The sequence below is a fragment of the Paenarthrobacter ureafaciens genome (assembly GCF_004028095.1).
Classification (GTDB): Bacteria; Actinomycetota; Actinomycetes; order Actinomycetales; family Micrococcaceae; genus Arthrobacter; species Arthrobacter ureafaciens.
Map to the genome: position 1 here is coordinate 1013875 of NZ_SBHM01000007.1, position 12619 is coordinate 1026493.

General features: G+C 61.9%; 16 protein-coding genes. 3 read left to right on the forward strand and 13 right to left on the reverse strand.

Annotated features, from left to right (window positions below):
• Position 1: 1 nt before the first annotated feature.
• From AUR_RS08940 to AUR_RS08985, 10 genes are all read right to left on the reverse strand, one after another.
• A complete protein-coding gene (locus tag AUR_RS08940) occupies positions 2 to 1228 on the reverse strand; it encodes a hypothetical protein (RefSeq protein WP_062098502.1) in 1227 nt (408 codons plus the stop codon).
• Positions 1229 to 1406: 178 nt separating this feature from the next.
• Entirely contained in the window at positions 1407 to 1667 is a 261-nt protein-coding gene (locus tag AUR_RS08945) for a GlsB/YeaQ/YmgE family stress response membrane protein (protein ID WP_021472936.1), read from the reverse strand.
• 66 nt (positions 1668 to 1733) lie between these two features.
• Positions 1734 to 2636, reverse strand: coding sequence for a serine/threonine-protein kinase (locus tag AUR_RS08950; protein WP_021472935.1), 903 nt, complete (start codon positions 2634 to 2636; stop codon positions 1734 to 1736).
• Between the two features lie 182 nt (positions 2637 to 2818).
• Positions 2819 to 3307: a MarR family winged helix-turn-helix transcriptional regulator gene (locus AUR_RS08955; RefSeq protein ID WP_062098504.1), complete on the reverse strand. Its 489-nt coding sequence runs from the start codon at positions 3305 to 3307 to the stop codon at positions 2819 to 2821.
• Positions 3308 to 3444: 137 nt separating this feature from the next.
• On the reverse strand, positions 3445 to 4476 hold the full coding sequence (locus tag AUR_RS08960; protein ID WP_241650892.1) for an FUSC family protein: 1032 nt from the start codon (positions 4474 to 4476) through the stop codon (positions 3445 to 3447).
• A 539-nt stretch (positions 4477 to 5015) separates the two neighbouring features.
• Positions 5016 to 5378 carry a helix-turn-helix transcriptional regulator gene (locus AUR_RS20825; RefSeq protein WP_306293988.1) on the reverse strand — a complete coding sequence of 121 codons (363 nt, stop codon included), beginning with the start codon at positions 5376 to 5378 and terminating at the stop codon, positions 5016 to 5018.
• A gap of 80 nt (positions 5379 to 5458) precedes the next feature.
• Positions 5459 to 6655, reverse strand: coding sequence for a hypothetical protein (locus AUR_RS08970; RefSeq protein WP_062098509.1), 1197 nt, complete (start codon positions 6653 to 6655; stop codon positions 5459 to 5461).
• A gap of 29 nt (positions 6656 to 6684) precedes the next feature.
• Positions 6685 to 7203 carry a hypothetical protein gene (locus tag AUR_RS08975; protein ID WP_062098511.1) on the reverse strand — a complete coding sequence of 173 codons (519 nt, stop codon included), beginning with the start codon at positions 7201 to 7203 and terminating at the stop codon, positions 6685 to 6687.
• Position 7204: 1 nt separating this feature from the next.
• The gene (locus AUR_RS08980) at positions 7205 to 8050 is read right to left on the reverse strand and encodes a COG1470 family protein (RefSeq protein ID WP_062098513.1); all 846 of its coding nucleotides are present in this window, start codon (positions 8048 to 8050) and stop codon (positions 7205 to 7207) included.
• A 96-nt stretch (positions 8051 to 8146) separates the two neighbouring features.
• Positions 8147 to 8596 carry a hypothetical protein gene (locus AUR_RS08985; protein ID WP_062098515.1) on the reverse strand — a complete coding sequence of 150 codons (450 nt, stop codon included), beginning with the start codon at positions 8594 to 8596 and terminating at the stop codon, positions 8147 to 8149.
• Positions 8597 to 9131: 535 nt separating this feature from the next.
• Between AUR_RS08985 and AUR_RS08990 the strand changes: the two genes are divergently transcribed.
• Positions 9132 to 9512 (forward strand): hypothetical protein, encoded by a 381-nt coding sequence (locus AUR_RS08990; RefSeq protein WP_128397118.1) that lies wholly within the window; start codon positions 9132 to 9134, stop codon positions 9510 to 9512.
• A 345-nt stretch (positions 9513 to 9857) separates the two neighbouring features.
• On the opposite strand, the gene AUR_RS08995 is transcribed toward AUR_RS08990, so the two are convergent.
• Together AUR_RS08995 and AUR_RS09000 are read right to left on the reverse strand one after the other, a co-directional pair.
• Complete coding sequence (locus AUR_RS08995; RefSeq protein ID WP_062098519.1) at positions 9858 to 10436, reverse strand: hypothetical protein; 579 nt, start codon at positions 10434 to 10436, stop codon at positions 9858 to 9860.
• An 84-nt stretch (positions 10437 to 10520) separates the two neighbouring features.
• A complete protein-coding gene (locus AUR_RS09000) occupies positions 10521 to 10934 on the reverse strand; it encodes a DUF6924 domain-containing protein (protein WP_062098526.1) in 414 nt (137 codons plus the stop codon).
• A 143-nt stretch (positions 10935 to 11077) separates the two neighbouring features.
• Between AUR_RS09000 and AUR_RS09005 the strand changes: the two genes are divergently transcribed.
• Together AUR_RS09005 and AUR_RS09010 are read left to right on the forward strand one after the other, a co-directional pair.
• Positions 11078 to 11494 carry a hypothetical protein gene (locus AUR_RS09005; RefSeq protein ID WP_062098528.1) on the forward strand — a complete coding sequence of 139 codons (417 nt, stop codon included), beginning with the start codon at positions 11078 to 11080 and terminating at the stop codon, positions 11492 to 11494.
• Positions 11495 to 11669: 175 nt separating this feature from the next.
• Entirely contained in the window at positions 11670 to 11918 is a 249-nt protein-coding gene (locus tag AUR_RS09010; protein WP_128397119.1) for a hypothetical protein, read from the forward strand.
• A gap of 45 nt (positions 11919 to 11963) precedes the next feature.
• On the opposite strand, the gene AUR_RS09015 is transcribed toward AUR_RS09010, so the two are convergent.
• Positions 11964 to 12449, reverse strand: a complete 486-nt coding sequence (locus AUR_RS09015) for an SRPBCC family protein (protein ID WP_128397120.1) — start codon at positions 12447 to 12449, stop codon at positions 11964 to 11966.
• Between the last annotated feature and the right edge of the window lie 170 nt (positions 12450 to 12619).

The window sequence follows — 12619 nt, forward strand, 5'->3', positions numbered from 1 at the left end:
GTCAGTGCGGCAGCAGCCCCAGAACCGGCAACGCAACCGCCGTCGATATTGCCATGGCGGCGGTGTTGGCAATGACGGGGTGGTAACCGGGAGGCAGTCGCGTGGTGATGCCGCGCGCAACGGGCGGCGCCACTAAGGCTCCCAGCAGCGCCCCGCCGATGATGGATGTCCATGATCCGTTGAAGGCCAGTACTGCCGCCGGGGCGACGGACACCACGGACGCGTACGTAGCTGCCCAACCGCCGTCGCGGAACCACTCCCGCCACAGCACTACTCCGAACGCGGATGTCAGCGCCTGCGCAAAGAGGATCCCGGGAAGCAGGTTCGAGCCGTAGGAGGGCAGGCCCGGGTTCAAGGCGAACGCTGCGCCCACACCCAGGATCACGCCTGCACTGGCGAGTTCGTTGGCAAAGAAGTGCGTTTCCGTGAAGTCTTTCAGGACGCGCCGTGCGGCCCAGAAGGTGTCGCTCTTCCAGGAGGGGCCCGACGCCGGATTGCCGGTTTGCGTCGTCGTCTTGCGCCGCTCAACGGCTCGCGGAGCCAGCCACGGAAGCTTCCGCGCGACGGCGAACGACACCGCAGAACCCACAGCCATCGCCAGGACGTTGGCCACCAATGCCGGAAGCCCCAGCGGGGCCGAGACTGTGGGGATCAGCAAGAGGGCAAGCGGGGTTGTGGTGGCCGCCCCAAGCACCGCTCCGGTCAGGCACGACCGCCAGCCGCCCCCGTACACCAGGACCATGGCGGGTGCGACGCAAACGAAAGGAACAAACGTCGGCTGCCATCCGCCGTCGAGCATCCACCCGAAGGCTGCGTTGGACAAGGCGAGACTCAGCGCAGCAGATGCGAAGACCCAGGGCCATAGGCCCGTTCCGTAGCTCAACTCCCCTGCCCAGCGTTTCCGACGGCGGCCCGCCCACCATGCAATGACGGCGCCGGTCAGAAGACCTGCTGCGGCCAGATCGGACTTGAAGAACAGTGGCTCGGTCATGTCCCCGAGGAACCAGCGCACGGCATCCAGAGGGGAACCGTCGACGCTGCCGCACCACCCTTCGAAAACCGGGCCGATGCGGGGCGAAACCTCCGATAGCACGTGAAGGAGGGCGGCAAAGACGCCTACCGCAGCGGCCATGCCGAGGGCTCCGAGAGCGGTGCCGGCCGCAGAAAGTTCGCTCCGCTGTTTCCGAATGGGAGGCGTAGCGGCGGTGGCTGCTGAAGAGAAGGTCATGGCTGCCCTTGGAGTCTTGAAGGTGCTTTTCAGAAGCAGCGTAAACCGGGTGGGCGGGGCGTGATCTTGCGCGCGGATTGTGACCGGTGACTGAGACCTTCCCGGAAGACCCCGGGCATGCAAAAGGCCCCGCCCCGTCTGCGAAAACAGACGGCGCGGGACCTTCAGGCTCAGGACGCTAGGCCCGCTTGCGGGTGAGCAGTCCCCAGATGATGAGGACGATCAGTGCACCGCCGATAGCGAGCAACCACGTGGAAAGCGACCAGAACTCGTTGATGCCCACGTTGAACAGGACGCTGCCGATCCATCCACCGAGGACGGCACCAACGATTCCGAGCAGGAGAGTCGCAAGAATGCCGCCGCCCTGCTTGCCAGGCTTGATGGCCTTGGCGATGGCACCGGCGATCAGGCCCAGAATGATCCATCCAAAGATTCCCATTTTTCTTCTTTCTCTAGTGCTTTGGTCCTTCCCGGCGTCCACGTGCGCGCCTGGGAGGACCTTGGTTTAGCCCTGCCAGCGGAGCCGCCGGAACATGCCGGCGACTTGCTTTGCAGACGGCCTACCGGCCGGATCGGGGTCTGTCATGGCATGCAATGCCATGGACCAGCGCCGCCGCACCGTACCGGGAACTCGGGGTTCGCTCAGAGTCCTGGCAACCATGGACTCCAGCGGGGGGCCCGGGAATGCCTTGGTGCCCGTGAGGCACTCAAGGGTCACCAATCCCAGGGAATAGATGTCACTTGCAGCGGTGGGAACTTCTCCGCACACCGCTTCGGGACTCATGTAGTGGGGCGTCCCGGAGGACGAACTCCTTGCCGTGTGTGCCGGACTGATCGCGACACCGAAATCAGTCAGCATGGCGGGACCAGTTCCAGCGTGACCCGGGACCATGATGTTGCCGGGCTTGACGTCGTTGTGCACAATCCCGCGTCGGTGCAGGTATGCCAGGGCGTTTGCAATATCGGTCATCCAAGCAGCTGTCGTGCCGGAGCCTGCGGGTGCTTCCCGGAGGACGGCGCGCAGGTCCTGCCCGTTCACCAAGTCCATCACCACATAGTGGTGGGGCTCGCCGTCGGCTATGAGGCTGCCCGAGTCCCGGAGACGCACAATGTTCTTGTTCCGCAACCGCTTGTGGATTTCGAGTTCGCGTTCGAAAGCTCCACCACGGACCCGGCCCGTTTCGCGGAAGACCTTCACGGCCACCACCGAACCTGCACGGGCGTCCAAAGCCTCGTAGACGTGGGCCTCGGAGCCACCTCCGAGCCATCGTCCCAGGCTGTACCGGCCACCCAGCAAGCTGTCATGACCGCTTGCCACCGGCACATTCGAGCCCATCGCTTCGTGATGCAGGCTCGACGGCAGGGTGCCCGATCCCAGAGGACCGGCTGCAGGAATGATGGCTGTCATTTGGAGACACCGTTCACGGGATCCGTGGCCTCAATGTCCATCCGGAACCCGCTTTCGCAGGACATTTCGTTTGCGGGAGCTTCCTCCCTTGCAACGACTGTCATGTCATCTCCCACAATCTCGAATAAGTATCTTGGATATCTAGTTATATGTGTACTTACTACTTAAGTCCAGCCGGGTGGTCAATGTTGCTCAATCCCATCGATCGCTTCCCGCATTCGCTTCAGGAAGTCGACCACCACCACGGCCTCGCCACGACTGAGGGACGCCGCGACGTCCATCATTCGCCGGTGCATGCCGCTGAGAGTCTTGCGAACCTCCTCGTCAGAGTCCGACGTCGGCCTCAGTACCAAGGCGCGACGATCGGTAGGGTGCGGCTCGCGCACGACGTGACCCGACTTCACCATGCGGTCCACCAGGCTGGTCATGGAGGCAGAGGTGATCCCCAGCCGCGTGGCGAGTTCCTTGGGTCCGACCATCCTGCCCGCGCGCTCGTATTCCAGGAGGTAGCGCAAAGCCAGAAGATCCGTTTCACCCATGCCCATGGAGGAGCGGGTTCGCCGACGCATGGCGGCCTCGGCTGATCGATAATCCCGCAGGGCATTCAGGACTTCGACGGCAACAGTTTGATTGCCGTACCAATATCCTTCCTTCACGACATCCGCAGTCATGGACCATTCCTTCGTTAGACGAGTAGCTTGGCTGTCTAAGTACTATGGTACTACTAAGGAAACTTATGAAATGACGAGCATGCAGGTTCGGGTCGGTGCGCCCAGCAGACCTCAGGGGTGCTGCCGATCTGGTGGCGCTACGAGCGCAGCCGCCGCCAGGCTGCCGGGGCCACCACGACGGCTACGCCAATGACGGCGCCGATCACTGTCTCCACGATCCGGTCCCGTAGCAGCAGGCCCGGGTCCACCGGGGCAGCCAAGAGGGTGGCGATCAATGCCAACGGCGTAACGAAGACCTGCGCCACAAAATACTGCCGCGCGATGAAAAGTTCGGCGCCGAACTGGCATGCCGCGATCACCAGGACCATCCCCCACGGCGCCGGATTCAGCCAGAGGATGGCGGCCATCAGCAGCAGGCCGATCACTGTGCCGGCGACTCTTTGGAAACCCCGGCTGATCCTGTGGCGCGTCGAGTGCCCCACCAAAGGAACGACGGCCGCAACCATCGCCCAGTAACTGTGGCCAAAACCGAGCCTCTCCCCTACCAACGTGGCAATGGTTCCGGCGAGTCCCGCGGCCACCAGGTAGCCGCCGCCTTCGAGCCAGATCGCGCGGCGTTCCAGAGCGGTGTGACGGATGCGGGGCGGCCGCTTCCATGGAGTTCGATGGCTCTTGAGGATGCGGGATGACATGCCGATCAGCAGGCTAAGGAGCGTGGTAAGCATGGCCACAAGCATCGCTTCCCACAGCGGCGGCTGCGCGAGGATGGAGGCAATCGCGGCGAAGGCGAAGATGTGAAAGAGAGAGCCGCCGGGGCGAAGCCGCCAAGCTGCCACCACAACGGAGCAGAGGCCGGCAACCAAGGTGGTCGCAGCCGTCAGGAGCCACGAATACGCGGTTCCATCGACCCCCAGAGTCTGCGCGACCCGGGCCGTCAGGGTGGCGAAAAGGATGACCAAAAGCATGAAGCTTCCGGCCCGGAGTTGGCTACGGAAGCGCACGCTATGCGGCTCATTGCGCCCATAGATGCCCGTGAACGCACCGAACGACGCGAACACGGCCAAGTCCAGCCGCCCCAGCAGCGTCAACGTAATGAGGGGGACGAACACGCCTACAGCGCAACGGATGGCCGGGTGATGGTCCTTGTTCGACGGGCCCATCGTGAACATTTCCGCTACAGCCTTCAAAGAGCGGCTCGCCTTTCGTCGCAGGATCAAACGTACGACGGCGGCACTGGCGTCCGCTTCCTAGGTTACGCCCGGGCGGTTGGTCACCTTGCGTTAGGCAGGCGGATAGTGGGCGTAGTCACGGACGTTGCGCTTGGACGAACCTCACCGGTCCCGGAAACCATAGAGGGTGCCGGGATTGAGAAACTGACGCCCCCACAGGAGACGCCTGTCGGCGCTGGTGAGCCTTCCGAAGTCCGCAGCCTCTGCCCAGTGCTCACGAATGGCGTCTTCGATTCGGGCAACGATACTGCTTGCTTGGTCCTTGGTCAGGTCATAGAGGCTGCGGGCGGCGATCAGGTCAGATAGGTTGTTCCGCTTTGTCCCATTCCTGTCATAGGGCTGGTGCCAGCGATACGGCGCTGGGTCGCTCCAAGTACCGCCGACCGTAGTCGAAGAAAAACTGGCCAGGCGCACCCTCTCGAAAACGGCCGGCGGGCACCGGCGTGTCCGCTTTGGGTAGCCATACCCACACGTAGATGTCAGAAGTCGAGGCCATCGTCGTTGTCCCTTCGCTTCTTGTCGACACGTGCGGGAAGCAACGCGAGCCGTTCTTCGCCTCGTCGGCGGAGCGCAATGAGTTGGCTTGGGTCGTCGACCCCGAAGAGTGGCACGCCAACGATCGATGCAACGTTGAATACGTTGCCGATGCTGCTCGCAGCGTTTCCGCGCTCGATGGCCGCTAGAGTTTTCCGCGTAATGCCTGCTGTGCCAGCGAGGTGTTCGGCCGTCATCCCTCGTGCAGCGCGTGCCATCCGAATTTGCTGCCCTAGCACGACAATAGCATCCTCGGCCGCGCGGGTAAGGCCTAGCTCTCGACGTCCCATGGGTAATAGTTTACCCATAACGCCCGGTTATGCGTAAACTATTACCCATTTACTGCTTCCGGCTAGGCGTGGGCGGGAGCCAAGCTTAGCAACACACCCTAGAAACGGGACGTCGCCCAAGTGGCTGAACCTGATACCAGTGGATTACCGGCCTCATCCGTCAGGCCCTGCGCTGGGGCAAAGTTCGCCACACCAGCCGTTTGGCTGCCATTCTTTGGACTTCCAGTGACCGTCGCCCCCAGAGTGACACTGAGCTTCTTCGTAGCCGGATTCCACTCCAGGCTCGAGCCGCTGTAACTGAGAGTGCCCGACTGGTAGTAGGTACCGCCCAGGGCCACCTTGCCGAAGCGTAGTGTGGGGCATGCGGCACCGGAGACCGTGAGTTCATTGTCGGGAGAGACATTGACCGTAAGACCGCTCAAGGTCTTTGAGTTTTCGCTCTCCGTCCACGAACCGCAGATGCTGGCTCCGCTCAACGGTTCCGAGAAGGTAATCACCACGGAATCGTTCGACTCAATCTTGCCGGTTCCGCTGGGACCCCCACCGTTGACCAGTTGAACGTCCTTCACTGTAGGAGCCACAACGTCCTTGAATGACGTGGCAGCAGCCGCCGGACCAGTGTTGCCTGCAGCATCCGTAGCTTGAGCGGAGAAGCTGAGGGTCCCGTCGGCGAAAGCACTCAGATCCAAGACCACAGTTGCAGGAGTGCCGGTAGCACCCGTTATGGTCCGGGTCATGGGTGATGCGCCTGTTCCGGTGACGGTCAGCGTCACCGAAGATCCCGGTTCTGCGGAAACATCCACAGGCACCTTGTTCGCTGTTTCTTTATTGACGTATGCAGGAACCGTCAACAACGGCGCATCAGGGGCAGTTGTATCCACGAGGTTCCCCGCGCTTCGCGCACTCTCCTGCCCCTGCCACAGGGCAAGCATGGGCGTGACGGTGTAGTACCAAGTCCCTGCGGGAACATTGGCCTCCACGCATGCCAAGGACGTGACAGGCCCGGCGCACGCACCTGTGGCAGGCACACGGGTTCCGCCGCTCGCAGCGCCGTAGCGCGCAATGCTGTAGCCGGTCACGGACCTGCCTGCCGCCGTCGTACTGGCCGCCCAGGTGACCGACACGTTGGTGCCGGTCACGCTGGTGGACGGCTTTGAGCCCTGCGCCAGCGCGTCGGATTTGGCCGCAGCGCCGTTGCTGCTGACCGAGCTCCAGAATGCGCTTGCCGCAGGGCCGCTCCAGGAAACCAAAAGAATGCCCAACGCCACCACGAAAAGGCGGTTCCAGCCGCCCATGCTGACTCGGTCGGAACGACGATGCCGGTTCACTTCCGCACCTCCAGCGTGACGGGGATGGTGAATTGCGCGCCTTGGCAGGCGGAGGGTGATGCCGTGCTCATGCTTGCAGCGCCGGGCAGGGTGAGAAGCACGGAAGTGTTCGCAGCGATTGCCGTGGACGTCATTTGGGCCGGCGTGAACGTCACACCTGTTGGGGCGCAGCCCGGGTGTGCGCCGTCGGCGGCTATGGGCCCGTTGGCGGTCACGCTGTGGATAGCGACGCCGTGCGGGTTCGGGTTGGTGATGCGGAGGACGACGTCGGCCGATCCGCCCGGCACGAGGCTGGTTTGCAGGGTATCGCCCGGGACGAGTGCGTCCACCGTGACGGTCTGCATGGTGCCGTTGGTCGCCGATCCACTGCCCAAACCGGCCGCGGTCCAGTAGGCGTACGCCGAGCCGACGCCGCCCAGGAGGCAGAGGGCCGTGGTGGCGGCTGCCGTGCGGGCGAGCCTGCCTGGACGGGCTGGTTTGCCCTGGCGAATCCGGTGTATGCGGGAGATGTTCATGTCAGTTTCCCTGCCCCATCCCCGAGTACGTGAAGTGGAGGGTGGCGCCTTTGCAACCGTCCTGAAGCAGCTGGGTGTCCAGCATCCTGATGTGCGGCCACTTGCTTTGGGCTATGCCCAACCCGGACAGGCTGCTGGAGCCGGCCGGGGCCGTGAACGGATAGGTGCCGCTGAACTGGGTCAGCGCGTAATCCGCCGTGGTGCACGGCAGGTTCGCCGCCACAGCCTGCGGGGTACGGACCACCTGGCTGATCGCGACCGACAAATTGGTCACAGCGATGCTCTTGCCGATGGGGTTGGAAATCTGCAGCTCTATTGGCTGGGAAGTCCCCGGAGCCAGGAAACCGTTGACGGTGCCTGTCACCCCGAAGTTCCGCTTGACCTCCTGAACGTTCAACTGCGCCGACGCCGTGGATTGCATACCTCCGCCGGTCCCGGTGATGGTGAAGTCGGTCTTGCCTGCCGGAGTGCTGGGTGCGGTGGTTACGGTCAACGTCGCCTGGGCGGTGCTGCCGGACGTGAGGTTGACCGACGACGGCGACCACGCGGCTGTTGCTCCTGCCGGCAAGCCCACGACGCCGAACGTCACCGGACCAGCGAAGCCTCCCTTGGAGGCGGCGGACGCCGTGTAGGTGACAGCCAGCCCTTGGTCCGTACTCCGGCTCGACGGCGACAAGGTCACCGCGATTCCCTTGGCTTCCTTGCCCGGGTTGCCTTGGCCGGTTTGCTGTCCGTTGGCCGCCAAAGCCGTGACAGGGACAAGTGCCACGAGCACGGCGAGGATCACGGCGCGGAGCGGCATTCCACCTCGGAGGAAAGGCCTGCGGCGCTCTTGCGTGGGGTCCATGGAAGAAGCTCTTTTCGGACGGGCCGGGTGTTAGGAACTGGGGGCAGGCAGCCGGCCGGGGACCGCCGTCGTTGGTCAGTCCCCGACCTGAGGCCGCTACTTGCTGGTGACGCTGACCGTCACTACTGCGCCTTTGCAGGCGTCCTGGTTGTCCTCGCTGTCGTTGAAGGTCAGGGTGCCGGCGCCGACGGACGAGGTAGCACCCGCAGCTACAAGGGTGTTGGACGTTTCTGCGGTGGCCGTGAACCATCCGGGAAGGCAGCCAGCCTTGTCAGTGGAAACAGTAGGAGTCAGCTCACCGACCTTAGTGCTCGAGGTCATCGAGTTGGTCGCGGTGTAGGCGACGTCCACCTGGTTGCCCGGCGCGAGGCCGCCGTCGAACGTCGCGAAGAGTGTTATGGTGCCTCCGCCGGCTGAGTTTGTGGCGGTGCCGTTGCCGGAGCCCGTCGTGGTCCAGTAGGCGTATGCCGCACCGCCGCCGACGGCGACCAGGGCAACACCTGCAACGGCAGCGGTGATACGGCTCTTCTTGGAAAGCTTGCGCATGATTTGGCTCCTTGGTTCATCTGCAGTCCGGGGAGCCGCGTCGCAACCCCCACCATCCGGTTCCTTTGCCCGGATGAAGCGATGTCCCCAATAGTTCAGGTTGCTTCCCATGCGGTGCCACACTCGGATGTACGCCTGTTTTTCGCCTGAACGATGGTTCAGGAATACGTTGGTTTGCGCGGCGAGTACTCGGTTTTTTGACTGACGACTACTTGGTTCGCGGGGTATTTTGGCCCTGCCGGACGCGTGGGCTTCTTGTTGATCATGGCCGGAATTCGTTGCCATCTTGGGAATTTTCGCGATTCATGGGACATGCGCGCGGGCAAAAGCCTGGGCGCCGGATGAGGGCGCGCTTTAGCGATGGCTATTTATCTGACCTGCGGCCTCGTTTCGGGCGACTGCTCACGCGACTGCGCCAACATTGTGCGAGCCTTGAGCCAAAACTGCGCTGGTGTTCGAGGAATGCAGGGCTGGGCTCAACGCAAGATTCGCTACATCAATATTCACGGGTGTATTTCAGGTGTAGATTGAGTGTATGGCGACACTCACTGAGACCCAGATTCACGGCGCGACAGCCCGCATGGACATCCACCAAGTCGTTAAGGCACTAAACGATGCCCTAGGCTCCACGCTCGTCGCAGCGCTGACCGGATCAAAGGATCGCAAGCAGCCGATCCGGTGGGCAAAGCCAAACGGTCCGAAACCAAGCACCGATTTCACCCGACGTCTGCAGCTGGCACACCGCTTGTGGACATCGCTGGAGCAGGCCGAAGGAGAACACATTGCCCGAGGCTGGTTCATCGGCGGGAACCCGTTGCTCGACGAGGACACTCCACTGACTGCGATTCGGGAGGACCGGGCGAAGGAAGTTACGGCGGCAGCCGCGTCCTTCATTGAGGGTGCGGGCGGAGCCTGAGGGGTATGGGGCGGAGTGGGGTCTGATATGCCTCGATACGGGACTCTGATCTCCCGGTGAGATGACTAGCCAGGCCGCAGAGGTGTTCCCCGGTATCCGAAGGTTCGGGTTCGCCTGCAGAGACTCCCGACGGACCGACACCAACGTCCCGCAAACGTTCACTTTCCGAGGCAAGTGACCGCATGCGTGCCTTCATCTCCGGTCGACGAGAGGTGTAGCGTTTACGGCCCCTTCATCGTGCATTTCATCGTGCGGGTCTTACGTACGTGGCCTCGACCCTAACCTTGCGGGACCAGTCGGCATGCTCAGCCGGCGCGGTTATCGACCGGCTTACGGGCGCCGCTTCTACTGCTGAGCGAGCTTGAGTGCAGAGTCGATGGCGGACTCAACCGCCTCGCGGTGTGCGTCGGTTGATTGATCAAGAAGCGACCGGATCGCTTGGACCAGCGCCACAAGCTCGGGCGTTCGGAGCGTTGTAAAGCGTCTCATCGAGGTGGCGAGCGATTCAGTGACGAGGACGCCTACCTGATCTCCGTAAGCACCGGAGTGAGACCCGTGAGGAGCCACGTAGCTTCCTCCGATAGAGATATCGCCCAAGAGCGCCAGCAAGGGTACGCGGATCGAGTCTGGGACATCACCAGCGGCAACTGCTGCGATAAAGGGGATTGCATAGGCGGTTGCTTCATAGACCGTGCCCTGGTGGCAGACGTTGGAGTAGAGCCCATCACCGATTGCGAAGGAAGGGTCGACTCGAAGCGCAGCTAAAGATCGCGCTACGTCGCCGGCAATGCTGAGTGACGCGTTGGAGCCCTCCAGGGAAACGACGCCTTTTCCGTACGCGTGCTGCAGTCGGTTCCAGTCGACGTGGTCGAGTTCGTCCAAGGCATCGAGGCCTGTTGCATTCGGTTGATACAGAGCATCCATACAAGTGAGAGTAACCAGACGAACGCAGAGGGATCCTCAACCGGGCTTGCCTGCCATTCTATGCACCGAACGCAGCGGTACGTGTCAGTCAACAAAGCCATTGAAAACGCCATTGGCGTCAGTGCACCCGGTAAAGTCCTCCCAGTCCATATTGGCAATGTTCAAGTTGTTTTCCACGCTGCCTAACTCGATGGCAATGCAACGGAACGGAGCTCGGTCTTCCACAAGATCAACAACCAGGATGGGATAAGGAGGATCCAACGCTATATCGTCCACAACAAAGAGAACAGAGGCTTGGCTCGTGGTGGAAGCCACCGCTTCCCGCAAATCCTCCCAACCGACGCCGTCCCACCCCTTGTCATCAACAACTCGAACGTAGGCACGGAACCCGTCTTCATCCGGCGATGTGGCCGCCGACATTGCTCCAATCCAAGCTGCCTTATCCGCAAAGGCAGTACGTAATAGCAATGAATCATCGGTGTTCGGAAGAATTGGCACACCGCAATACAAGCACATGGGGCCGACGGCAACCCTGTATTTGTCCGGTGAGGGATCGCTTTACGTGTCCTCTGCCTTGCACCCAGCGCTACAGTTGACCGGGCCACGCGATTCATCGGACATGGCGGGTAGGGAGGCCGAGGTTGGGAAAGTACTTTGAGCATGAAGTTCTTAGGGGCTTCTACCTGGAAGACAGCTGGGTATTGGACATCAATGCAAGTCGAGGGCAGCTTGTCATCACCGCGGAGTTCGTACTGACCGACGAACACCCCTCTTATGCCCCGGCACGCCGCGGAGAGCACTACTGCTACCGCAAGGGGGTGCTGGTGTTCGATGGTGTAACAGATTTGACCTGGACGGGTCAGCTCAGTTCCCGGCCTTCGCGTGACCCTGTCGGGTCAGTTGACTACGGCAATATCGACTCACTCATCATCGAGGGAGACCACTACACCGTTGAAGGGGACCTCGGCATAATCGACCTCCAGGCTGCATCCATCCGCGTTGCACTGGTCTCGGACGGCACGATCCTTACTTCGCACGGGGCCGCTGCTGATCTGTAGCACGCGCCCGGTGAGGGATCCTTTAACGTGTAGCTGGCCCGGGTCTGTGCGGCGGGCTGGTATGGCAGCAAGTGGTTATGAGTGCCCAGCTGGAAGTTCCAAGGCTTGAAGACCTGAGTGATGTCGGGGTTGGTGTCGAGACGTCTGATCAGCCTTGGGTGGTCTCCCTAGTGGCGTGGGCGAACGACGGAAGCACCGTGACGCTTACTTGGGACGAGATCGCTGGGTCAGCGAGCATCCGCTGGCTCTCGGTGACGAGGTGCGCCTCGTTCTTGAACGAGAGACCCCCGTGAAGGTCCGTGTCCGGGACGAGCGCGGCGTCATTGAGTTCCACGTCTGGTCCCGCTGGGAAGGAATGGCCGGCGAGTTGATCGTGAGGGTCGGCGAGCACGTTTCGGTCCACGACACACTTCTACGTACATAAAAGTTGTCTAGCGTTCGGTCGGGCATCCGCTAGCGGACGACTGGGCTACTCGAGGAGCGTCTTCACGCGTTCGACATACTGTTGGCTCAGGAATTCGTAGTTCCTCTCATACTTGGCTAGATTTTCGGATTCGTCGGGCGGCAGCGTGAAGTACTTCCCGATTTCGAAAACTGATGTGCCGTCGTCCGCGCTGTGCAGGGTGTAACGCAGTCGGGCTGCTGGATCTTCGTCCCCTATGTTGCGGGTGATTGCCATTTCCCCAGGAATCTCCTCCATAACTTCCACAACAGACACGTGCTCAACGCCGGCAACCACCGAGATAAATACCTGGATCTCACCGAGGCCCTCCACGTCAGGAGCACGAAAGCCACACACAGTTTCCGGCGAAAGGAGTGGTGCTTTCTCCGCCGGTTTGATGAGGTCCCAGATCAACTCGCGTGAGGCTTTTATGGGGGTAGACGCCGACACGAAATACACGGGCGCTTCAGCTAGGGGCGACGCTGCTGTTGATTTCTTGAACCAGGGACTCATGGCGTGAGTGTATATCTTCGCAGTGGGCTGGTGAGTGGTCATCCTGCTTGGCGGTCGAGGCCCGGGCATACCCAATATCCACGCATCGACTGTACCGAAGATTGCTTTGTACGGTTCTGGTGGGACGTTTTGGAGAGCATAGTTTTGGGATGAAATCCTGAGGCGTGTCG